General features: G+C 65.0%; 22 protein-coding genes. 21 read left to right on the top strand and 1 reads right to left on the bottom strand.

The window, feature by feature from the left end:
* Nucleotides 1-327 precede the first annotated feature (327 nt).
* From H074_RS25865 to folE, 20 genes are all read left to right on the top strand, one after another.
* Entirely contained in the window at nucleotides 328-1,218 is an 891-nt protein-coding gene (locus tag H074_RS25865; RefSeq protein WP_007033022.1) for a MerR family transcriptional regulator, read from the top strand.
* Between the two features lie 96 nt (nucleotides 1,219-1,314).
* Nucleotides 1,315-2,328 carry a Rieske (2Fe-2S) protein gene (locus tag H074_RS25860; RefSeq protein ID WP_007033021.1) on the top strand — a complete coding sequence of 338 codons (1,014 nt, stop codon included), beginning with the start codon at nucleotides 1,315-1,317 and terminating at the stop codon, nucleotides 2,326-2,328.
* A 102-nt stretch (nucleotides 2,329-2,430) separates the two neighbouring features.
* A complete protein-coding gene (locus tag H074_RS25855) occupies nucleotides 2,431-3,660 on the top strand; it encodes an NAD(P)/FAD-dependent oxidoreductase (protein ID WP_007033020.1) in 1,230 nt (409 codons plus the stop codon).
* 163 nt (nucleotides 3,661-3,823) lie between these two features.
* A complete protein-coding gene (locus tag H074_RS25850; protein ID WP_007033019.1) occupies nucleotides 3,824-4,879 on the top strand; it encodes an AraC family transcriptional regulator in 1,056 nt (351 codons plus the stop codon).
* Nucleotides 4,880-5,676: 797 nt separating this feature from the next.
* Nucleotides 5,677-5,955, top strand: a complete 279-nt coding sequence (locus H074_RS25845) for a hypothetical protein (RefSeq protein WP_007033018.1) — start codon at nucleotides 5,677-5,679, stop codon at nucleotides 5,953-5,955.
* A gap of 21 nt (nucleotides 5,956-5,976) precedes the next feature.
* Complete coding sequence (locus tag H074_RS41135; RefSeq protein WP_152521503.1) at nucleotides 5,977-6,300, top strand: hypothetical protein; 324 nt, start codon at nucleotides 5,977-5,979, stop codon at nucleotides 6,298-6,300.
* 295 nt (nucleotides 6,301-6,595) lie between these two features.
* Nucleotides 6,596-6,823, top strand: coding sequence for a hypothetical protein (locus H074_RS25830; RefSeq protein ID WP_007033016.1), 228 nt, complete (start codon nucleotides 6,596-6,598; stop codon nucleotides 6,821-6,823).
* A gap of 878 nt (nucleotides 6,824-7,701) precedes the next feature.
* Entirely contained in the window at nucleotides 7,702-10,143 is a 2,442-nt protein-coding gene (locus tag H074_RS25825) for a DEAD/DEAH box helicase (RefSeq protein WP_235096883.1), read from the top strand.
* Between the two features lie 286 nt (nucleotides 10,144-10,429).
* Nucleotides 10,430-10,867, top strand: coding sequence for a tryptophan 2,3-dioxygenase family protein (locus H074_RS25820; protein ID WP_007033014.1), 438 nt, complete (start codon nucleotides 10,430-10,432; stop codon nucleotides 10,865-10,867).
* A gap of 29 nt (nucleotides 10,868-10,896) precedes the next feature.
* Nucleotides 10,897-11,427, top strand: a complete 531-nt coding sequence (locus H074_RS25815; protein ID WP_007033013.1) for an aromatic-L-amino-acid decarboxylase — start codon at nucleotides 10,897-10,899, stop codon at nucleotides 11,425-11,427.
* Nucleotides 11,360-11,875, top strand: a complete 516-nt coding sequence (locus H074_RS42380) for a pyridoxal-dependent decarboxylase (protein WP_152521501.1) — start codon at nucleotides 11,360-11,362, stop codon at nucleotides 11,873-11,875. The genes H074_RS25815 and H074_RS42380 overlap by 68 nt, the downstream gene beginning before the upstream one ends.
* Nucleotides 11,763-12,323: a pyridoxal-dependent decarboxylase gene (locus H074_RS42120; protein ID WP_007033011.1), complete on the top strand. Its 561-nt coding sequence runs from the start codon at nucleotides 11,763-11,765 to the stop codon at nucleotides 12,321-12,323. The genes H074_RS42380 and H074_RS42120 overlap by 113 nt, the downstream gene beginning before the upstream one ends.
* 541 nt (nucleotides 12,324-12,864) lie before the next feature.
* Nucleotides 12,865-13,670, top strand: a protein-coding gene (locus H074_RS40010) for an IS5 family transposase (protein ID WP_420805397.1) whose coding sequence is annotated in 2 segments (ribosomal slippage) — nucleotides 12,865-13,210 and nucleotides 13,210-13,670 — 807 coding nt in all. Because the reading frame shifts where the segments join, the coding sequence is not laid out codon by codon here.
* Between the two features lie 841 nt (nucleotides 13,671-14,511).
* Nucleotides 14,512-15,768 carry a class I SAM-dependent methyltransferase gene (locus tag H074_RS39505; RefSeq protein ID WP_152521500.1) on the top strand — a complete coding sequence of 419 codons (1,257 nt, stop codon included), beginning with the start codon at nucleotides 14,512-14,514 and terminating at the stop codon, nucleotides 15,766-15,768.
* Between the two features lie 8 nt (nucleotides 15,769-15,776).
* Nucleotides 15,777-16,091, top strand: coding sequence for a hypothetical protein (locus tag H074_RS25785; protein WP_152521499.1), 315 nt, complete (start codon nucleotides 15,777-15,779; stop codon nucleotides 16,089-16,091).
* Between the two features lie 777 nt (nucleotides 16,092-16,868).
* Nucleotides 16,869-17,273: a preQ(1) synthase gene (gene queF, locus H074_RS25780; protein WP_039923411.1), complete on the top strand. Its 405-nt coding sequence runs from the start codon at nucleotides 16,869-16,871 to the stop codon at nucleotides 17,271-17,273.
* Nucleotides 17,270-17,977, top strand: coding sequence for a 7-cyano-7-deazaguanine synthase QueC (gene queC / locus H074_RS25775; protein WP_007033005.1), 708 nt, complete (start codon nucleotides 17,270-17,272; stop codon nucleotides 17,975-17,977). The genes queF and queC overlap by 4 nt, the downstream gene beginning before the upstream one ends.
* A gap of 11 nt (nucleotides 17,978-17,988) precedes the next feature.
* On the top strand, nucleotides 17,989-18,438 hold the full coding sequence (locus H074_RS25770; protein ID WP_200865819.1) for a 6-pyruvoyl trahydropterin synthase family protein: 450 nt from the start codon (nucleotides 17,989-17,991) through the stop codon (nucleotides 18,436-18,438).
* On the top strand, nucleotides 18,435-19,160 hold the full coding sequence (locus tag H074_RS25765; RefSeq protein WP_039923408.1) for a 7-carboxy-7-deazaguanine synthase QueE: 726 nt from the start codon (nucleotides 18,435-18,437) through the stop codon (nucleotides 19,158-19,160). The genes H074_RS25770 and H074_RS25765 overlap by 4 nt, the downstream gene beginning before the upstream one ends.
* A gap of 86 nt (nucleotides 19,161-19,246) precedes the next feature.
* Nucleotides 19,247-19,837 carry a GTP cyclohydrolase I gene (gene folE, locus H074_RS25760; RefSeq protein ID WP_200865818.1) on the top strand — a complete coding sequence of 197 codons (591 nt, stop codon included), beginning with the start codon at nucleotides 19,247-19,249 and terminating at the stop codon, nucleotides 19,835-19,837.
* 38 nt (nucleotides 19,838-19,875) lie between these two features.
* Here folE and H074_RS25755 read toward each other — a convergent pair whose 3' ends face one another.
* Complete coding sequence (locus H074_RS25755; protein WP_235096882.1) at nucleotides 19,876-20,760, bottom strand: helix-turn-helix transcriptional regulator; 885 nt, start codon at nucleotides 20,758-20,760, stop codon at nucleotides 19,876-19,878.
* Between the two features lie 102 nt (nucleotides 20,761-20,862).
* Here H074_RS25755 and H074_RS25750 point away from each other — a divergent pair, with 102 nt between their 5' ends.
* The gene (locus H074_RS25750; protein WP_007033000.1) at nucleotides 20,863-21,561 is read left to right on the top strand and encodes an SDR family NAD(P)-dependent oxidoreductase; all 699 of its coding nucleotides are present in this window, start codon (nucleotides 20,863-20,865) and stop codon (nucleotides 21,559-21,561) included.
* The last annotated feature ends 83 nt before the right edge of the window (nucleotides 21,562-21,644 follow it).

Below are 21,644 nucleotides of genomic sequence, written 5' to 3'. Positions count from 1 at the left end.
GGCCTGGCACATCGAGTACCCGCTCACACCGGTTCCAAGCGTGGATCGTGTGTGAAGCGAAAGTGCCTGCCTTGTGATGGAGGGTGGCGCGACCTTCGGTCACCCTCATGGGCCCGGCGTACCCCACGCGGCCGGGTCCGGAAGCCGGGCGGCGCCCGGCGGCCCCGGTCCCCGGCCGTCGAGGCGCCGCCGGGCGTCTCCGTTTCCTCGCGGCCTGCCTGGGCCGCCACCCCACCCCGCGAGTCGGCAGTGTGGACGGTGTTCGCGCACCGGCGTCCGGATGGCCTCGTAAGCTTGGGCCGAACGGGGAGGGAAACGTGGTGTGTGATGGGTGTCGGCGAGGTGAGTGGTCGTAGCGGCCTCCAGACCGAGGGTTCGTGGACCCCGGGCATGGTGGCGGAGAAGTTGGGCATTTCGCCGGTCACGCTCCGGACCTGGGCGGCCCGTTACGGTGTCGGCCCTTCCTTACGGGCCGACGGGCGCCACCGGCGGTACTCCGACGCGGACGTTCGCAGGCTGCAGTACATGCAGAGGCTCATCCAGCGCGGTATCCGTGCCCGTGAGGCGGCGGCCGCCGCCTTCTCCGATGGTGAAGACGCGGTTCCCGAAGTCCCGGCCGGCCGTCGGACGGGCGAATTGGAACGAGCCGCGGAAGACCTGGAGTTCGCGTCCATCGCGGCGCTGCTCGACGAGACGCTCGACGCGCTGGGCGCGGCGGGCACGTGGACCGAGGTGTTACTGCCGATCCTGCGGAATCTCGACGCCCGCTGGCTGCGGGGGGACGTGTGCTTCGAGTCGGAGTGGGCGCTCGCCACCGAGGTTTCGCTCGCTCTCCAGCGATACGTCGGCAGGTTCGCGAAGGTGCCGTCGGAGCGGGCTGTGCTCATCGCCTGTTGCCCGGACGAACGGCACAGCCTGCCGGTCGAAGTGCTGTGCGCGTCAATGGTCGAAGTGGGTATTCCCGCGATCTACCTCGGTCAAATGGTCCCGGGGGAGACCATGACCGGGATGGCGTCCAAATTGGATCCCCTGCTCGTCGTCCTGTGGTCGATGTCCGCCAGTACCGTCGACCATCTGCTGTGCCAGCGGCTGCAGCGCCGGGGTTTCGAGGTCGTCGTCGCGGGCCCCGGCTGGGAAGGACTCAATGGTCACGGAGCGGTCTGGGTGAACGATCTGGCCGAAGCGCTGGACCTCGCCGCCGAACGGCTGAAGACCTGACTCGACCGGCGGAACGTTGCGTAACCGCTCCAGGTGCCACAGGATGAAGGAGGTACATCGCATCCCGTCCCGACTACGTGGAGCAGGAGCGTCCTGGTGGATCTCAGGCGGCAGATGATCGAGCGGTGGCCTGCCAAGTGGCCGGTCCGGCCGTTCCGCGAACCGGCCTGGGCCCGGCAGGAACCGACGTATCGCGAATGCGGCCCCGCTCTCATCGACGCCGCGGTGAAGCGTGCGGACGCCCGGTCGGCGGGCAACTGGTTCGTCGTCGGAGCCGCCCGGGACATCGGCGGCGACAAGCCCATCGGGTTTCGAGTGGGCGGCCAGGAACTCGTTGCCTGGCGCGGCGCGGACCGCGAGCCGGTCATCGGCCCTGGCGCCTGTCCCCACCTCGGTGCCCCGCTCGGCCAGGCGCGTGTCCACTGTGGAGAGCTGGTTTGCCGTTGGCACGGACTGAGAGTCGGGCCGGATCGACCGGGATGGTCGCCGCTGCCCTCCTACGACGACGGCGTGCTCGTCTGGGTCCGCCTCGACCGCTTCGGCGGGGAGCGCCCCACGGACCGGCCTGTCGTGCCGCCCCGCCCCGCCGGTGACGTCGCCATCGACGCGGTCGCGACCTTGACCGGTACCTGCGAGCCGGAGGACATCGTCGCCAACCGGCTCGACCCGTGGCACGGCGCTTGGTTCCATCCGTACTCGTTCACCCGTCTGCGGGTGTTGTCCGCCCCGCAAGGAAACGACGTCGCCGACGTCGACGACCGGTTCGTCGTCGAAGTGACCTTCCGGCTCGCGGGGAAGCTGGGCGTCCCGGTGATCGCCGAGTTCACCTGCCCCGAGCCGCGCACCGTGCTGATGACCATCGTCGAGGGCGAAGGGGTCGGCAGCGTGGTGGAAACTCACGCCACCCCGCTCGGCGACGGCCCCGACGGGCGTCCCCGTACCAGCGTCATCGAGGCGACGATCGCCACTTCCGATCGCCCGGGTTTCGGCAAGGCCGCCCGGATCGCCCCGGTGCTGCGGCCCTTGATGCGTCGCGCTTCCGCCCGCCTCTGGCGGGACGACCTTGCCTACGCCGAGCGGCGGTACGCGCTGCGGAGCGGCCTCTGCTGAGTCGCGGCGCCGATCGGTTTCATCGCGGTCGCTCGCGTGGACAACCTCTTCGCGGTATGCAACGGTTGTGAGTCGAAGTTGAGGTCGGTGGGAGCGTGGTCGATGGGTGTGCACGAGACCGATGTCGTGATCGTCGGCGCCGGGCTCGCCGGTCTTTCCGCCGGGCTCCATCTGCACCGCGCCGGGTTCTCTTGCGTGGTCCTGGAAGCGGGGGACGAGGTCGGCGGGCGGGTCCGCACGGACGTGGTCGACGGGTTCCGCCTGGATCGCGGGTTTCAGATCCTGAACCCGGCTTATCCCGCGATCCGACGTCTCGTCGACGTCGAAAGCCTGCGGCTGGGGAAGTTCTGGCGCGCGGTGAGGGTGGCCGACGGTGATCGCCGCAGCCTGCTCGGAAATCCCGTGGACACGCCGAAAGCCCTCCGCGATGTCGTCGCGCGACGCTATCTCTCCGTCAAAGACCTCGCCGCCCTCGGCGCCTTCACCGTCCGTGTCGCGGGCGGTCCGGCGGACACGATCGTCAACGGTGACGACCGCACGACAGCCGAAGAACTACGGCGGGCCGGCATGTCGGCCCGTGCGGTGGACACCGTGCTGCGGCCTTTCCTGTCCGGAGTCTTCCTCGAGGCGGACCTGGTCACGTCATCGCGTTTCTTCCAGCTCGTGTGGCGTAGTTTCCTGCGCTCCGCACCGTCCCTGCCCGCGCTCGGCATGGGCGAGCTGCCTCGGCGGCTCGCCCGCTCGCTTCCGTCGGCCTGGGTCCGCACCGGGACACCGGTCGGCGAAGTCGGAACCGGGCGAGTGCGTACCGCGGACGGAGATGTCTGGAACGCGCGCGCGGTCGTCGTCGCCACCGATGGCTCCACCGCCGCGCGGCTTGTGGACGGTGTGCCGGAACCGCGCTGGAACAGCGTGACGACCTGGTACTTCGCGCCGCCCGAATCGCCATTGCGTGAGCCGGTCATCATGATCGATGCCCGAGGAGGGCCGATCCTGAACACGGCGGTGCTCAGCGAGGTTTGCCCCACGTACGCGCCACCGGGCTCCGCGCTCGTCAGCGCCTCCATGTTCGCCTCACTCGACGAAACCGAAGTGAGACAGGCGCTGACGCGGATGTACGGGACTGACGCCTCCCAGTGGGAACCGGTCGGCCGTTACGAAATCCCTCACGCGCTTCCGGCGATGCCGGCTCCCCACGGTATTCGCCGCGAAATCACGTTCGGCGACAAGATCCACGTCTGCGGAGACCACCGGGACACCAGCTCGTTGCAAGGTGCGCTGGCTTCCGGTGGCCGGGCCGCCCGGGCCGTGATCGCCGATCTCAGGTCCTGAAGGAAGGCCGCGTTCGACACGGTGAGCACGATCTTCGAGCATCGGTCAGGTCAAACCGCCTCCTCGTCGCCGAGTCTCACGGGGCGGCGCTTCCTCGTAGCTGTAAATTCGGCGGAAAACCGGGGCGCGACCTGCGGCCCCCGGCGGAAACCGGGGGGACGAGATGCAGGGCGGATACCGGGGACGCACGTGCGGGGCGGCGGTACGGGAACAGAGAGCCGGACAGGCCGGCCGGGGCGGACCAGGGGCCGGCACGCCGCACACACTGTTCGAGGGTGACGATGTCGAGGCGCTGGACGAGGTAGTGACCGGTGAGTTCTCGCCACACTGTCTGCGCGTCGGCCGAGGGGACCAGGCGCCCGGCCGCTTCCGCCGCCTGCACCGGCAGGGTCTGGCGCTGTACGAGCTGAGGTGGGGCGTCCCGGTGGAAATCGCGGCAGGCGAACTGCCCGACTTCTACAACATCCATCTCCCGCTCGCCGGTGGGGGTACGGTCTGGGTGGCGGGCCGCGAGGTCACCGCGTCGTGCTCGGTCGCCGGGCCCGGGATGACCCTGGGCATGTCCCTGTCGGCCGGCGCGGACACCCTCATCCTGTGTCTGCCGCGGGCGGTGGTGGACAGCGCTGTCATCGCGCAGACCGGCGAACCGCCCGCCGCCGCCCTGCGTTTCGCTCCCGCTCTCGCGGACGGCGACCCGGCGGTGGCCGCGTGGCTGGGGACCGCGCGAGCCTTCGCGCGGTTCACCGCGTCCCCCCTCGCTGCCCGGTCACCGCTGGCCGCCGCGCACTTCGAACAGGCCCTCGTGCACGGCCTGGTGGACCTCCAGCCGCACGACCATTTCGCCACCTTGCCCGCATACGCCCATCCGGCGCTGCCGCGTGCCGTGCGACGGGCCATGGCGTACTGCGAGGAACACGCGGGGGAGCCGGTGTCGGTCGCGGACATGGCCGCGGCGGCGCGGGTCAGCCTCCGCACTCTCCAGGCCCGCTTCCGGATCGACTTCGGGGCGACCCCGGCGGCCTACCTGCGGCGCGTACGGCTGGACCGGGTGCACCAAGACCTGCTGCGCATCGCGGACGGTTCCGCGTCCGGGACGGTCGCCGAGGTCGCGACGCGTTGGGGCTTCACCCACCTGAGCCGGTTCGCCGCGTATTACCGCGAGGCGTACGGACAGGTGCCGTCCCGCACCGCCGAAAGACGCTGCAGTCCGCCGGCTTGAGGCGTGCTCACGACCGTTTCAGGAACGGATCCCGGGATTCCCGGGATCCGTTTCCTTTCCGGCGCGTATCCACCGGGGCGTGACGGTTCCGGAGCCGTACCGGCAATCCGATACACGCGGATCACTCGGCGGATAACGGATAGTGGGTGGTCGTCCGCCATCCGTACCCTGAGCCGAGGTTGCCGTTGAATTCAAGGGGGTTCAATACGGTTTGAAGGCAATGCCACGTAGCTTGACTTGAATATGAAACCAGCTCCATGTCGCCGTTGTCCTGGCTGGTGCAGAACGGCAGGGGCCTGGGTTTGCCTGAGTGCTGCTCGGCGGTACCGGTGTGGCGTCGGCTGTCGTGAGTGATTTGGGTCGTTAGAACGACCCTGATCACTCACGACCCCCTCGGTCAATGCCCCACGTATCCCTGTCGCCACACCAGCCACTGTCCACCATGGACAAGCCTGCCCGAGGTCGCACCGACTACCGTCGCCGACAAGAAACCGCAGTTCGAAAGGTTGATCAACTTAAGCTACGTGGCATTGGGTTTGAAGGGCGTTAACGACACAGTTTTGATCCGCTACGGTTTGTGAAGCGATTCCAATCGTTACTCGCACTCCTGTCGGACTGGATCCGCAAACAGGAGATCATGCGCAGTCGTGCTCGAACGGCGTCAGCCGAAGTCGATCACCGAGTTCTGTTGCACGCCGATGCCGTCGAGGTCGGAAAACCTTTCCTGCCACTCTCGACGCGATCGTTGTTTCCTGCGAAATAAAGGAGAAAGAAATGTTTCTCACGCGAAGGGAATTGTGGCGTTCGCCGCCGCGGTCACCTACGCCGAGTTCTTCGACAACGCCAACTACTGCTGCTCTTCGTTCTACGACCCGGGTGACGGCGGCCGGTGCTTCATCCTCCCGAATTACTTCATCAACACGATTTCTTCGGTCCTGTCCGACACCCGGTGGATCCTGTACTCGCGCCCCAACTGCTGGACGGATTCCGGCGTGCCGACTCTCGAGCACACCGGCGACCTTTCCTGCGTCGGCGACCAGATGAACGACAAAACGGTTTCGGTCAAGGTGTTCTGACCTGATGGCCGGCGGTGCCGGGTGACGGCACCGCCGGCCGCTCCTGCGTCGACCACGCCGCGCACCGGCATGTCCGGTCGACCCAGGAACTCGATCTCGTACGTCGCGCTCTTTCTCTCCACGGGGCTGACCGATCAGCGCCGGTGGCTTCCGGCCCGCACCAACGTGACGGCTACCAAGGCGCGTGGCGTATTCGTGGACGGCAGGTCCTCGTCCTCGATCGGCGTCCTCATGGCGGGTGCGCGGACGAAGCCGGGGGAGTACGGGCAGTTGGAGACTGCCCCGAAGGCCATCGCCCTTGAACGACTGAAGCCCCGCCCCACCGAGGAGGAGCAGGGCTTCTGACCTGCAAAAACAAATGGTGCGCGATACTGGGATTGAACCAGTGACCTCTTCCGTGTCAGGGAAGATCGAGCCAGCTCCTGACCAGGCGTTTTCTCTGTTTTCGCAGGTCCGCGGTCTCTCGTTCCTCCTCGTTGGGGCGGCTTCGAACGCGTTTCGGCGCGTTCCGGTCGCCCAAATATCGCCAGTTGATCATGGATCGCTGGTTACGAGGAGTTACTTCGTGTCTGCAAAGCTGTGGGTTTCCGGTTGAGCGTGACGCTGTTCTGCAGCTGGTCACGGTGATCGTCGGCTGTCGGTGTACGACATCTTCGACCCGCTGTCGGTCGAAGCTGACCAGGTCGCGATGAGGTGGACCGCGATCGTTGCCGCCACCACTCAGGCGCGCCAGGGGCGGCTAGCCGACGATGCCCGTGCCGACGTGGTCGGGCGCCGGCTCGACGAGCTCTACCGCAAGGTCCGTAAATCAGCTCGGCTCAACGGTCGACGGCCGCATCGTTCCCCGAGCTCCGCCCAGTACGGCTGACCCGGCCCCTTGTCGAACCCAACGTCCTTCCGCTCTATCGACGGTGCGCTCACCCTCAGAAGAATCTACGTGTTCTTCGGGTTGGAGGTCGGCAGCCGCTACGCGCACATCTGGGCACGAGAACGAATCCGGATTGCGGGTGGACTACGCGATAGATCCGCAACCTCGTGATGGATCTCGGTGATCGAGGCGCCGACTTCAGGTTTCTCGACCAGGACCGGGCTGGCCAGTTCACGGCCTCGTTCGACGCCGTCCTGGCCGTCGTAGGTATCGAGACGGTAGAAGGTCCCTCCGCGCTGCCTGCGGGCTGTGGCTGTACGAGCAACGGCCCGCTCCGGCTTCTGGGGCGCGGTGGAGCGGGCCGTCGCTCCCTTCCCTTCCGACCATGGCCCCGAGGTATTGCTGAATATCCGGAAGCAAGGTTACTGGGGAGTTCCGAGCCTCGGAGATTCGATCGGGGGCCATGTACCTCAAAGTGTAGGCCTTCGTGTGGTGTGCAAGGGGGCAGACAATTCTCGCGGAAAAACGCTTGGCCTCCCCGTGGGATGTCTGCTATGGGTTCGAACCCCGGTAGCCATTCGTACCAACAGTTTGATCTCGATCAGCAGTGTCCGAACCGACGTTCGTGCCCAGGCATCGACGGTCGGCGGTGATCGGCTAACGTGCCACGTGTGCCAGGAAACAGCGGATCGGGTGATACGGACTCCTCGCCTTCGCCGGAGCGGTACTGGCTCAAGATCGCTGACCCGCGAGCCGAGCCGCCGACCTTTCCCGACGGCGCCGATGTTCGCGTACTCCTCCCCACGTCCGATGAATTCGCTGATCTCAGGGCCAAGCTGACAGCGAACGGCGTCGACTGGCGTGCGGTGCGTTATCTGATGGACGACGAGATCATCACCCACCGAAGCTCGCAGGTTTCGGAGTGTTACCTGGCGCGATCCGCGCGCCGGCAACCGTTCACCACCACGGGCCCGGAAGCAGCTGTCGCCCAGGACGCCTTCAAAGCCCTCTGGGACAGCAACGCCGGAACATCCGAGACCGCGTCTTCGGTACCGACGGAGAAGCTTGTTGCCCGCGACTGGCTTCGTTTTTTGCCATACCCCTCCTTCAATCCCGCTCAATCAGAGGCGGTTCCGCCGATCTTGGGGGATTCGTCGCACGTCGTCGTGGTCGCCCCCACCGGCGCCGGCAAGACCACGGTCGGAATGGTCGCAGCGCTTCGCGCCGTGGTCGATGAAGGCCGCAAGGCCGCGTGGTTGGTGCCGCAACGGTCACTGACGGACGAACTCGATCGCGAGCTCGACCATTGGCGTCGAGAGGGCCTTCGGGTCGAGCGCCTTTCCGGCGAGTACAGCGTCGATGTCGAACGTGTCCGGGAAGCGGACGTCTGGGTGGCGACAACGGAGAAGTTCGAGGCGATGTGCCGGGCGTCGTCCTTGCGCGAGGCTCTCGCCGAAGTCGCGTGCCTGATCGTCGACGAGATCCATTTGCTGGGCGATCCCGAACGCGGTCCGATCCTGGAAGCGCTCCTTGCCAGGATGCGTGGCAACGATCAGGTTCGCATCGTGGGGCTGTCCGCTACGGTCGCCAACGCCGACGAGATCGCGGCTTGGTTGGGAGCGCGGCTTGTGCGGGTGGCCTGGCGGCCGAGTACGTTGACCTGGCAGCTGCCGGTCATCGCCACTCATCGAGACTGGTCTTTGGTCGAGAGCGCACGGATCCGGATGGCGAACGCGCTCACCGGGATGATCACCCAGGACGGTGGCAGTGCACTGGTGTTCTGCGGCAGCAAACGCGGCGTCCGGCGCACGGCTCTCGTGATCGCCGGCTCTCGGGGGGTGCGTACCGACGGCGTGCACCCTGACGATCTCGACCGGCTGTACGAAGTGTGTCGCGAGGCTCGGATCGGTCTTCACTACAAGGGCTGGGATCACAAACGGGAGGCGGAGAAGGCGTTCCGCGCCCGTGAGATCGATGTTCTCGTCGCGACGTCGACGGTCGCCGCCGGAGTGAACCTTCCGGCTCGGGCGGTCATCGTGCAGGACACCGAGGTCGGGATGAATCCGATCGACGTGGCGACCGTCCAGCAGATGTTCGGCCGCGCCGGCCGGGTGGGGCACGGAGAACGCGACGGCTGGGCTTTCTTGATCGTCACCGAACAAGAGCGGCAGCGCTGGCAGGCCAAACTCGTCGCCGGGAACACCGTGCGCTCCCGGATCGAAGCCAGCCTGCCGGATCATGTTCTCGCCGAGGTGGTCCAGCGGCGGATCGGGTCATTACGGGAGGCCGAGGACTGGTGGCTAGGCACATTGGCGTGCCATCAAGGGAGCCGTAGCCTGCAACCGCTGCGTGAGGCCATCCGATTCCTCGTCGAAGGCCAGTTCATCAGCGGATCCGAGGCGGCCGACGGCGAGTTCGTATTCGCGCCGACGGAACTGGGAAAGGTCACGGCACGGCTCATGGTGCCCGCGGCGGTGGGACATGAGATCCGGGTGGCTCTCGCTGAGAGCGCCTTGCCGGATTCGCCGGATGAAGCGGAACGCACGGTCATCGACCTGATCGCGGGCCTGGTGCCCAAGCTCGCCCAAAGCGCGATCAGTGAAGAGCTGAAGGTCGTGGTCAACCGATTGCTCCATCCGGATGGCTCTGGTGTCTATCAACGGGGCGACCTGGCCAGGGTCGCACTCGGTCTCGTCGCGAGTACCCCGGAAGCGTTCCGCCGCGGTGCCAAGACAATCGGCGGGATCCCCTATCTGGCCCTGTATCCCGTGCTGGAGGATGCTCCTAGGTATCTCCATTGGATCGGATGCCAAGGGCAGCTCGGCACTGTCCACCCTTGGAGCGCGGTCGTCGCGGCGGATCTGAGCCGCCGCGTGAAATGGCGACGATGCCAGCCGCCCCGCGGGGCCGGGCGGCTGCTGTGGATTTGCGAGCAGATGGCCACTCCCGCGCACGCCGAAGATCTCGTTCCCACGCTCTGGAACGCCGCGAGAGCACGAGGCATCAATGACCCGGACTGGTCGGCCAGGGGCGTTCCGAGTCAATGCTGTCTCGATGAAGAGGCTTATCGATCCTTGTTGAAGGAACGGGTGACCGGCGTCATCCTTGAGATAAATGCGGATCTGATCGCCGTCTCGGCACCGGATGCGAGTGTCGTCGTAACTTGGTCGGGCAGGCAATTCTCTCGGGTTTCGCTGTCGCAAGGAAATGCGTCGGTTCCGGTGTTCGACGACGACACACAGGTGGCCGTCTTCACCTGGCGAGGTGACTATCGTGCGACAGGCTGGCTCGACCGGTACTCACAGATGGAACCGTCCTGACCGAGACGGACTCGGGACAGCCGTAGTTCCCAAGCAGCCGCCGCGAGCTTGTCGATAAGACGGGGCCCGTGCGCGGTTCGGACCTTGAGGAGATTGGTGGGCTGGCTACTGTGGGTCAGCCCTCCGTAGCGGTCACGCTGTTGTGATGACATATCGGCGGCCACCTGGTTCTCGTCCAGCAGCGGCAGGAGTTGCGGGTTGTCCCCGGGCTTGGCCAGGGGGATCACCGCCAACGGCAGACCGGCTGGCCGCGTCGACGGCCAGTGGGTCTTGGCCGTCATGCACCGTGGCGGGGACGTCCGAGGCATTCCCCGTCGATGGCAAGGTCTTCGAGACAGTCCGCACAGCCTCCTTTTCCGTGCGCCGGCCGCGTGCTGATGCGCCCGGACACCCGTGGAATCGACGTGATCACGAACTCCACGTTGTCCTCGAGCTCCTGTCTCGGTGCGGAGCCGGGCTACGTGAGATCTACGTCCACCACATTCGTTTCGAAGACCTTTACCAGCTCGCCGAAGGACTCATCAACCTCGATGCCGACTGCATGCTGTGGCGTACGCGACATCTCAAGGTCATCGAGCGCACCATCGGCGCCGGGGCGATCGGGTCGGTCGGCACCTCGATCGACGTAATGGCGAAGCTGACCAAGCAACAGTTCTTCCCGGCACTCTGGGAGATCCGTTCCCAGCTCACCGACGAAGCGGACAAAGGACCGCTTGCTTATTAAGGCATCGTCCCGCGCCAGCAGGCATGACGATGGACGAAACCGCCGCTTTCCCGACGGTCTGGGACGACCTCATCCAGGCTGTGCGCCCGTACTTCGAAGCACTGATCGACACGCAACGTACACCGTCGACCTGGCCGATCCTTACCGATGACCAGACCTTCTACGAGAGTTCGAGGACCCCCGGGGCCCCGCCGGATGTGAGCACCTCGTTGCCGGAACTGTTGGACGAAATCGTCGGAACCGTGCTGGAACGCGGCTATCTCAACGGCGCGCATCCACAGTACTTCGGATACTTACATCCACGTCCGCTGCCCGTAGCCGTGCTCGGGGACAGCATCGCCTCCCTGCTCAACCAGAGTCCGGCGGCGTGGCAGATAGGCCCAGCCTCGGCCGCGATGGAAGTGCAGACCCTTGCCTGGGTCGCCGACTTCATCGGTTACCGAGGCGCGGCCGGCTCGGCCCTCCCGCGGGATCTTCACTTCGGGCGGGACCATGGCCAACGTTTCCGCGTTGAAGATGGCTCGGAGAAACGTCCAGGCCACCGTGTACGCCTCGGTTGAGGAGCACTATTCCCTCTCGAGGGCGATGGACATGCTAGGGATGGGCCGGCGCTCGCTCCGGCTCGTCCCGGCCGATCGGACCGGACGCATCCGCCTCGACGCCCTGACCGATCGGATAGACGACGATCGACGCGCCGGGCACCGGCCGGTCGCGATCGTCGGCATGGCAGGCGCGACCGCCACCGGCGCGATCGATCCGCTGGGTGAATTGGCCGCGATCGCAGCTGAGCACAGCATGTGGTTCCACATCGAGGGCGCGGCGGCAGCCGTCTTCGCCGACCTTTCCCGGACCCGCCCGGAGTTCGCCGGTCTCGCGTTGGCGGGACTCGGTCACCTTGGATCTGCACAAATGGCTGTTCCTGCCCTACGGGCTCGGATGTCTGCTGGTCCGCGAGCCGAATCAGCTCTCGACCAGCTTCTCCGAACAGGCGCATTACTGGAGTCATGACAGCCGTGTGGACTTCATGTACCTCGGTCCGGAAGGCGCTCCTTCATGGAAGTCACTGGGATTATGGTTGGCGCTGCGACACCTGGGCCGCGAGGGTTACGAGCGCCTGCTCATGGGCAACCTTGAGGTCGCCCGGTATCTCGCCGGGCGGGTGCGCGAGACGGACGGTCTCGAGCTTTTCGCCGACCCGGTGCTCCCTGTCTGCTGGTTCCGGGCGACACCCCCGCACGGTGACGACATCGACGACTACAACGCGGCATTGCAGAGCGAGTTGATCCGGCGTGGCGAAGTCCATCTCACCGTCTGCCATCCGAACGGCGAGGCCTACCTCCGGGTCGCTGTCAACAATCACACCACACGCCCCGAACATGCCGACGTGCTCATCGACGCTGTACTCGAGGCGCGCGCCACGCTCGACCAGACCGGCGGACCGAGATCCTGGTCGTGAGTGGTAAGGACGGTTAGCACCACTGGCTGAGTTCAGCATATGTCGGACAGTTGATATTTCAGGACTCGCCTCGCCGGCCAGCGACTGCGCCAGAATCTCGTGAAGGGCCAGCCTGGGCCGGAGGGCGCGGCGATGAAGATCGTCTTGTCCGGTTGAACCAGCAGTTGTCTGGGCTCGAGCTGGAGTTCCTCGGCGAGGACAGCCTGCACTACGGCGACTAGGTGTACTGACCATGGTGCGGACGGACGTATTCGACTTCTCCGGCCGCGACGCCGGCACTGCTGGCCGAACGATCCGCGTTCGAGGGCGTCACCCTCGTCCCGCCGGGGCCCCAGTTGATCGTCGACGGCGACGACACCCCGGGCCAACCGTGTGTGGTGGCCCGCGGGCAAGATGTTCTGCTGAAGAGCCTGGACAATCCACACACGCAGTGTTTCCGGGTACACATCCACCATCGGGCCGATGGCGTCGGCGGACCTGTACTCATTAAGAGTGTGTCTCACTTGGGCTTCGGCTGAGATGCGGGCAAGATCATGGTGTGATGGACGAGTTGTCACGGCGGCTGGTGCCCGACGAGCTATGGGCGCTGGTCGAGCCGCTCATTCCACCGGGAAAGACGCGCCCGCAAGGTGGCGGAATGTCACGTGTGGACGATCGGGCCGTGTTCACCGCGATCGTGTTCGTGCTGACCAGCGGGTGCGCCTGGCGGCATCTGCCGCCCAGCTTCGGGGTCACCGTGCCGACAGCCCACCGTCGGTTCACCGAATGGATCGAAGCCGGGCTGTGGCGACAGCTGCACCACGTGGTGCTGGACGAACTGGGCAGCCGCGGCATGATCGATTGGTCGCGTGCGGTCCTGGACGGAGCATCCGTGAGGGCCAAAAAAGGGGCGGACTGACCGGCCCGAGCCCGGTCGACCGCGGCAAACCCGGCTCGAAGATCCACGCTCTGTCCGACCGGGCGGGCCTGCCCCTGACCGTCGGCATCTCCGCAGCCAACACCCACGACAGTCACGCGCTCAAACCCCTGGTCAACGCGCTGCCGGCGATCCGGTCCCACCGCGGCCCCCGGCGCCGGAAGCCGGCCAAGCTGCACGCGGACAAGGCCTACGACATTCCCGCTCTGCGCGCTTGGCTCCGCCGGCGCGGGATCATCCCGCGCATCGCCCGGAAAGGTATCGAATCCCGCGACAAACTCGGCAAACACCGGTGGGTCATCGAACGGACCATCGCCTGGCTGACCGGCTACCGGCGCCTGACCATCCGCTACGAACGCAAACCCAGCCACTTCCTGGCCTTCCTCACCTTCGGCGCTGCCATCACCTGCTACAAGAAACTCACCAAATGAGACACGCTCTAAGGCGATCAAGGGCCAGACGGACCGCCTTCTCGCGGAACCTCGGGCAGGTAACGCTTGGGCATCGTCCTCACGAAGGAAGCGGCCCCAACCCGCGACGGTTCAAAGCTCCATAGATGTCCAACTTGCGGGTGAAGTCATCCAGCTTGCGCAACACCTTACACCCGATTGGGCAGTCTTGTTGGGCATGAACGGGCATGATCAAGGGAGTAGCGGGCAGTGACGAAGCGCAGGTTGGACGCTGATCCGCCCTGTCCGATAGAAATAGAAGTTCGCAGAGGGAAAACAACTGAAGGGATCTCCCGATGTTTCGTGTGGTAGCTCGTGTGCATGACTTGCTGCTCGGCGCATCCATTGGCGAATCCATTGGCGAATCGTAGTAGCATTTCAATTCAATGAGCCTATGCGCGTCACTCGATCGTTTGGCGCGGGCCGAGTAGCGCTATTTGATTCGTCGGAGACCTGCCCGGTCTCGTCAGGCGGTGCCCGCCCATAGGGCGCCGAGCCCGCAAGCTTCGTTAGGAAGGGTTCATAAGCCGTCCTGCGGCTTAGACTTGCAGGTGGCCTCCATCGACGCCGCGGCGATATCGCTGGAACCGGTCTGGTGAGTTGAACTGGCACTTTCAGGGATCCGCACGCTTTGACAGTCGAGACGTCGAAGAGATTGACTCTGCTTTCTCGCGAGGACAAATACCTCATAAAGGAACAGGTCATGATGGCCAAAGCTGCCGGTGAGTATCCAGTCGCTGCCCCTTTCGAACTCGGATGTTTCAGTGGCTCTGCACTGAGACTCGATCCCGCGTAAAGGAGATTTGTGTTAGAGGATGCCATCATGTCAGCCGTTGTCGGTCACGCGTGGGTCGGCTCGGTTCGTCGTGCGCCGTCCGGCGCGCTCATCGTTCGACCGTCTTTCGATACAATGCTCCTCAACGGTCGACCTTGGGCACTGCTCAGCGAGTATGTCGAGAACTGGACAAATCTGTACGATTGGGAGTTCAGAGCAGCTGATCTGGACGAAGTCGCCGACGCGGATATTGCCGGACTTACATCCACCATCCGGAAATTGTCAGAGAATTGCGTGCGCGAATGGGTCGACAATATAGTGACTCTGATTCTAGAGTCTCGGCCCAGTAGGCTGCTGGAACTCGGATGTGGAACGGGGCTCTTGCTGCGACACTTGTACGACCGCATCGGATGTTATGTCGGGGCTGATGTGTCCAGATATGCGGTGGATCGAATTCGGTCAGCGCGTCTGCCTCGTGCTCACGCGGTCATTGCGGGGGCGCACGATATCGATTCAGGTCAGATCAAAAGAGCCATGAGCGACGTCATGGGCGCTGGGCAGCGGCCGGACTGCGTGCTGATCAACAATGTTGCCCAGTGCTTTCCAAGTACCGAGTACCTAGCTTCGGTACTCTCTCGCGCGATTGACCTGGTCGAGGACGACGGCAGGGTGATCCTAGGCGATCTTCGACATCTGGGCCTGTGCGATGAGTATCTCGATTGGCTAGTACTAGACGAGGAGCTGGGAAGCGGCCGCTTCCGCAATGAGGAAGAACTATTCGTAGACCCTCGGCTGATCGCATATTTTGCCGAAATTGCCGATAGGGAGGTCAAGGTCTCGGTTCGCGCGAAATGCATGAGCGGGGACAACGAGATCACTCGGTATCGGTACGATATGGTGCTGTATGTCGACGCGAAGAACGAAAAACTGACAACTCGCGAGATGCGATGGGAAGATCTCTCAGGAGATCGACTCGCTGCGCTGTCGCTCTTGGCTAAGGTCGGGCCTGTCGTGGTAACCGAGATCCCGAACGCGTTACTGGACTCACGTCCGGACAGTGTCACGGCCAACGCATTGAGCGCCGTACTCGAGGGCACAGGCTTGGTGGTGGCGATGTCACACGAGACCCCCACGCGGCTTGAGGTCCGACCAGCGGGCGGCGACATTCCGAAAACTCGCTCCATGCCGCCACGGGACGAGCCGCTCAAACGGTTCGCTGCTCGCCGGCTCCCAGAACTGCTCCGCGGTCATTTGGCCGAAACCTTCCCTGGGGCTCGACTGCCGGAGATCATCGTCGAACCGTAACCTGCCGGGTGAACTTCAAGCTCTTGCTCTCGCTTCGCTATATAGTTACCGGTGCCCTGCTTCGGAATAATCACTCGTCATTTGGAACCGTGACCGGGTTCTTGTTGCTGGTATTGGAGGCTAATAGGCAGCCGAATGAGGCTGGTGTTCGCGCGAGCACGACAAACCGCGATGGGGACACCTCGCCCATGCCGGTCGCTCCGAAGGGGGACGTGCTCGATACCCGGCCCCTGGTACTCCAGCCCGACATCGTGACGTCGCTGGTGGTCTGCATGAAGACAGACGCCACCACCTTGTTGATCATGGTCGGTGGTGTGGCCTAGAACGTGTCCTGCAAGTGGTTGAGCTGGGGCTTCTGGCAGTCGTGTGCGGTGGTTGGTTTGGTGAGCAGACGGATCCGGCATGGGCGTCGGCCTTGGCTTACGGCTGGTCACGGCCTTCGACAGCGTCATTGTGGGCTGACGTTCCTGTTCGAGTTGGGCAACGTCCTGGTGTTCGGGCTTGGGCTCGGTGTATCCGGTTGGGTGGCTCCGTTGGTCACGCCCGCCTTAGAGCAGTCGGTCCTGGCGTTGCTGATCGCGATTCGGCAGTTGTCGCTGTGTGGAGCCTCGGCGGATGTGAACCGGCATGCGCGGAGTCTGCTGTTGGTCTCGAGCGTCGTCAGGCTGGCTTTGAACGTGGCTGAGCCACTCGTCGCGGGGGAGTGGGGCACTTGTCGATGCGGTCGGCCTACTGCTGCTGATCGGATGGGCCGGCCTCGTAGCGAATCCAGCGAGATAGACCGGTCTGAGGGCTCCTCAAGAAGGCCTTCGCGGCGAGGTGGCAGCCCACCAGCCCGCATCCAGCCACTCGTCAGCGCCGCACCACAATATACGCCAGGCCCGCGTAGTGGCCAGGGCCTTTTCATCCCATGGAACAACAAGATGCGCACGGCTGGGTAGTCGGGTGGATCGGTGTAACCGAACTGGCGGTTAGTGCTGTTCTCGTTGACCTAAGTGGACACTCCTGGCTTAACTGAGCATGCGGCCGAGTGGTGCGGAGCACACACCAGCCCGCAGTTGACTGCGTATGAGGCCCGGGCAGGGCGGACAGGGGTTTCCATGAGTGCCGATCCCACAGATTCGCTGACGTTGCTGGGAAATACGGTCCGAGGTGCCGTGGACGCCGGCGGGTTGGAGACCTTCCCCGCTCCTGCCGGGATCGGTGTCGTCCGGTTCCGTACGGCGGAGCTGACCGCGTTCTGCCCGGTGACCGCGCAGCCGGACCTTTATGCGATGGACTTCGGATACCTGCCGGATGACCGATGCCTGGAATCCAAGTCGTTCAAACTTTATCTGCACAGCTTCCGCGACCGGGGAATCTTCTGTGAAACCCTGGCGGTCACCTTGTTGCAGGACCTGGTCGCGGTCCTGCGGCCCCGGGCGGCCACGGTCCGGCTCGAACAGCAAGTGCGTGGCGGCTTGGTGCTGCACGCGCAGGCGGATCACGAAGGAGGGGTGCGATGAGCGCCCGAGAACTGGTCGCGGTGGTCCTGTCCGGTGGGATGGACTCCACCACTGTCGCGGCGCACTATCACCACGACGGTCATCCTCTGCTGATGATCACCGTGGACTACGGTCAGCGGCACCGTAAGGAGATCGACTCGGCAGCCGCTGTCGCACGTCACTACTCCGCCGAGCACGTCGTGGTCGATCTGCGTTCTGTGGGGTCCGCGCTCACCGGTTCGGCGTTGACTGACGATACCGTGGCGGTGCCCGACGGTCACTACGCGGAGGCGACGATGAAGGCGACGATCGTCCCCAACCGCAACGCCATTCTGGCTAATGTGGCGGTCGGTATCGCGCTCTCGCACCGGGCCGCCGTGCTCGCGCTCGGCACCCACGCCGGCGATCACTTCATCTACCCGGACTGCCGCCCGGCCTTCATCGACGCACTGTCCACCCTGGTCGAAGTCGCGAACGAGGGGATGAACCCGCCACGAGTGGAAGCACCCTTCCTGCGCTGGAGTAAGAGTGATATCGCGCGTCATGGCACGATGCTCGGCGCTCCGATGGAGCTCACCTGGTCCTGCTACAAGGGCGGAGACCGGCACTGTGGCGTCTGCGGTACCTGCTATGAACGCCGTGAGGCGTTCCGCGACGCGGATGTTCCCGACCCCACCGCTTACCTCGATAACACGACGGAGTTCCCCGCGCCGGCGGCGCTATGAGTACTCATGCCGTGACGGTGCGGCACAATTTCGAGACCGCGCACAGGCTGCCCCATCTAGGGGGAAAATGTGCGAGCCTGCACGGCCACTCCTGGTGGGTGGAAGTCACCGCGGCCTGCCAGGAACTGGCAAGTACCGCCACGGTCGTGGAGTTCGGGGAGTTCAAGAAACAACTCCGTGAGTGGATCGATCTACGCCTCGACCACGGAACGATGCTGGGATATCAGGATCCACTCCGCGACGCGCTTACCGCGGATGGCTCGAAGCTGTTCGTATTCGGGGAAGCGGAGGCAGGACCGGCTGTCGCGGACCTGGAATGGCCGACCGTCGAGAATGTCGCCGTTCTGCTCGGCAGGATCGCCGAGAAAGTCATCGAAGGCACTGAAAGCGCGCAAGGGGCCCGGATCACTCGGGTCGTCGTGAAGGAAACGCACGTGAACGCAGCGGAGTGGTGCCCATGATCCCGAAACAGGCAACCGGAGTGGAGTCGCTGGTCGTCTCCGAGATCTTCGGCCCGACGTTCCAAGGGGAAGGAGTGTCCACTGGGCGACACGCGTCCTTCGTGCGGTTGGGCGGATGCGACCTGCACTGTTCATGGTGCGACAGTCCCTACACGTGGGACTCGTCGCGTTTCGATCTTCGTGCCGAACTGGCCCGACGGCCTGTCGCCGACATTCTTCAGGACGTCGACGAACGTGGAGCGGCCCTGACGGTATTGACCGGGGGTGAACCGCTGTTGCATCAGCGGCAACGTGGCTGGGGAACGCTCTTGCGCGGGCTCACCACCCGTGGCCGTGAATTGGAGATCGAAACGAACGGTACCAAGGCGCCGGACCCGGAAACCGTGGAAAACACTCACCGGTTCACGGTTTCGCCGAAACTGGCGCATTCGGGCGACCCGCAGGAAATGCGAGTACGGCCGAACGCGCTCAAAGCCTTCGTTGACAGCGGCAAGGCTTCGTTCAAGTTCGTGGTGGCGAGCGTGCACGACCTTCCGGAGGTCGACCTGCTCGTCACGACTGTGGGCATTCCGCCGGAGCGCGTGTGGATCATGCCTGAGGGTACTGGATCCGACGTGATTCTCGCGCGATCGCAGGAACTCGCCGACTCGATACTCCAGCGTGGGTACAACTTCTCCAGCCGCCTGCATGTTCTTCTGTGGGCCGACGAACGAAAGCGCTGACGATCATGACCAATGATTCTTCGCCCTCGAGGCTTGCCGGGGTTCCGTTGCCGCCCTTCGACGGTGTGGTGCCGGACAGTCCTGAAGTGGACATCGACCTCGCCGCCAAACATGCCGAGGCTATGCTCACCGCATTGGGTCTTCCCTATGACAGCGAGCACAATGACCGCACTCCGCGGCGCTTCGTCCGCGCGCTGGCGGAGATGACAGCGGGCAGGCTCGTTGACCCGGGCCGGCACTTGGAAGTCACGTTTCCCTCCGTCTCGGACAATCCCACCATGATCCTGGTGGTCAACGTCCGCTTCGTTTCACTGTGCGAGCACCATTTGCTTCCCTGGGTCGGTCGTGCGTCCGTCGCGTATCTGCCCGCTACTGGGGCCAGGATCGTCGGGCTTTCCAAACTGGCCCGCCTGGTCAAGGAGTTCGCGGCACGGCCGCAGGTCCAGGAAAGGCTTGGCGAGCAGGTCGTCACCACGATCGAACGCATGCTCGACACCACAGGGGTGGCGTGCTTGATCCGCGGCGCCCATTCCTGCATGAACCTGCGAGGGGTCGAGGCCGAAGACGCCAGTATGGTCAGCTCGCACCTGCTCGGCCGGTTCCGGGACGACCCGGCGGTCCGCGCCGAGTTCATCGCGGCGGTCGGTTCGGCCAACTCACTCGGCGGCGGTGGCTGACTTCGCGGAATCCCATGGCCGCGCACCATTCCTGGAGCCTAATCGCCCACCTGCGTAGGTGAGTTCGTGGGGTTCGGGTGGCCGACGACCCCGGTGAGCCGCAGCTTGGTCTCGTCCTCACTGCCGGGCACGGCGGTCATGACCACTATCTTGAGTTCGGAGTCGCCGTCGGTCAGCACGTCACAGTCCACCGTGACCGGTCCGACCGACGGATGCTCGATCGTTTTGTGGTCCTCGCGGTGAGTCGCCACCGTACCTGTCGCCCACAGTTCGGCGAACCGTTGGTTCCCCGCGCTCAGTTCACGGATCAGGCCCGCCAGGCGTGTGTCGGCGTGGAAGCGGCCGGTGGCGCGCCGCAAGTCGGATACGACGGCGGCGTCGGTGGCGTCGCTGTCCTGTTCGGCCACGGGCCACAGCGCGAGCCGAGCGGGACCCACGCTCACGGGGAACCTGTCGCGAGCGAAGTTGCGCAGCTCCGGGGGAGAGGTCGAAGGATCGCCCAGCAGTGCCGCCCAGCTGCGGTTCCACCAGATCAGCCGCCAATCCGCGGCGAACACCGCGACCGCGACGTCACCGAGCCGGGTGAGTACCCGGTGCACGCCGGGCGGGATCTGGTCGGGGATCGTGCCCTCCGCGGGCGAGATGAGGTTGGCCAGCCGGTACAGGTGATCCCGCTCGGCAGAGGTCAGCTGAAGGGCACGTGCCAGGGAGGCCACCACCGGCGCCGAGGGGGTGGTGGCCCGTCCCTGCTCCAGTCGTACGAGGTAGTCGACCGATATCCCGGCGAGTTCGGCAAGTTCCTCTCGGCGCAGCCCGGCCGCGCGGCGAGCAGGACCCACCGGCAGCGCTGCGGCCGACGGCGGCAACCGGTCCCGCCACGTACGGATCATCTCACCCAGTCCGGCACCAGACTTCGTGGTCACGACCTCATCCTTCCACATGCCCGGCCGTCGAGGGTGGTATTGCCATTCCTACCGTCGAGGCGGCCCTGGCAAAGGCTCCGGCGAAAGACGGATGCTGATCGCATGACGATCACATTCATCACAGGAGCGAACAAGGGGCTTGGTCGCGAGACCGCCCGACGCCTCGTCGAGCTCGGTCACACGGTTATTGTCGGCGCCCGCGATCCCGAACAGGGCGTGGCGGCCGCCACCGCGCTCGGTGCACGGTTCGTCCGCATCGACGTGACCGACGACGCGGCGGTCGCCGCCGCGGTCGCGGACGTCGCCGGGCACGAGGGCGTGATCGATGTCCTGATCAACAACGCCGGTATTCACGGGCCCAGCGGTGATCCCAGCACCCTGACGGGGATCGAGTCCCTGAGGGTCTTCGACGTCAACGTCGCGGGTGTGGTCCGCACGACCACCGCGTTCCTGCCGCTGCTGCGCCGATCAACGGACCCCGTCATCATCAACGTCAGCAGTGGCATGGGTTCACTCGCCCACACCCATGACCCGGCACGCCCCGAGTCCAAGGTCATCGCGCCGCTTTACACCGCGTCGAAGGCGGCGCTGACCATGCTGACCACCCAATACGCCAAAGCACTGCCGAGTATGCGCGTCAACGCCGCTGACCCGGGTTACACGGCGACCGATCTCAATGGACACAGCGGTCCCCAGACCGTCACGGAAGGTACGGACGCGATCGTCCGTCTCGCCACCGAGAAACCCGGTGCCCGGTCCGGACGTTTCGTCGACCGGACCGGCGAGATCTCTTGGTCCTGATGGGCCTTCACGACTGTGCCGTCCGGTAAGCGGCGTCCACCAAGGCCTCCGGAGCTGCCGAGGCTTCAGCGGGAGAAATCGTT

This window comes from Amycolatopsis decaplanina DSM 44594 (assembly GCF_000342005.1).
Taxonomy (GTDB): Bacteria; Actinomycetota; Actinomycetes; order Mycobacteriales; family Pseudonocardiaceae; genus Amycolatopsis; species Amycolatopsis decaplanina.
Note: the sequence above shows the minus strand (reverse complement) of the source record. Positions and strands in the feature narration are given on the sequence as shown.

Bases quoted from the DNA above. Each gene is read 5' to 3' on its own strand.
- queF (WP_039923411.1), top strand. From the start codon at position 16,869: ATGAGTGCCGATCCCACAGATTCGCTGACGTTGCTGGGAAATACGGTC.
- H074_RS25855 (WP_007033020.1), top strand. From the start codon at position 2,431: ATGGGTGTGCACGAGACCGATGTCGTGATCGTCGGCGCCGGGCTCGCC.
- queC (WP_007033005.1), top strand. From the start codon at position 17,270: ATGAGCGCCCGAGAACTGGTCGCGGTGGTCCTGTCCGGTGGGATGGAC.
- H074_RS25865 (WP_007033022.1), top strand. From the start codon at position 328: ATGGGTGTCGGCGAGGTGAGTGGTCGTAGCGGCCTCCAGACCGAGGGT.
- H074_RS39505 (WP_152521500.1), top strand. From the start codon at position 14,512: ATGTCAGCCGTTGTCGGTCACGCGTGGGTCGGCTCGGTTCGTCGTGCG.
- H074_RS25815 (WP_007033013.1), top strand. From the start codon at position 10,897: ATGGACGAAACCGCCGCTTTCCCGACGGTCTGGGACGACCTCATCCAG.
- H074_RS25765 (WP_039923408.1), top strand. From the start codon at position 18,435: ATGATCCCGAAACAGGCAACCGGAGTGGAGTCGCTGGTCGTCTCCGAG.
- H074_RS42380 (WP_152521501.1), top strand. From the start codon at position 11,360: ATGGCCAACGTTTCCGCGTTGAAGATGGCTCGGAGAAACGTCCAGGCC.
- H074_RS25850 (WP_007033019.1), top strand. From the start codon at position 3,824: ATGCAGGGCGGATACCGGGGACGCACGTGCGGGGCGGCGGTACGGGAA.
- H074_RS25825 (WP_235096883.1), top strand. From the start codon at position 7,702: ATGGACGACGAGATCATCACCCACCGAAGCTCGCAGGTTTCGGAGTGT.
- H074_RS25750 (WP_007033000.1), top strand. From the start codon at position 20,863: ATGACGATCACATTCATCACAGGAGCGAACAAGGGGCTTGGTCGCGAG.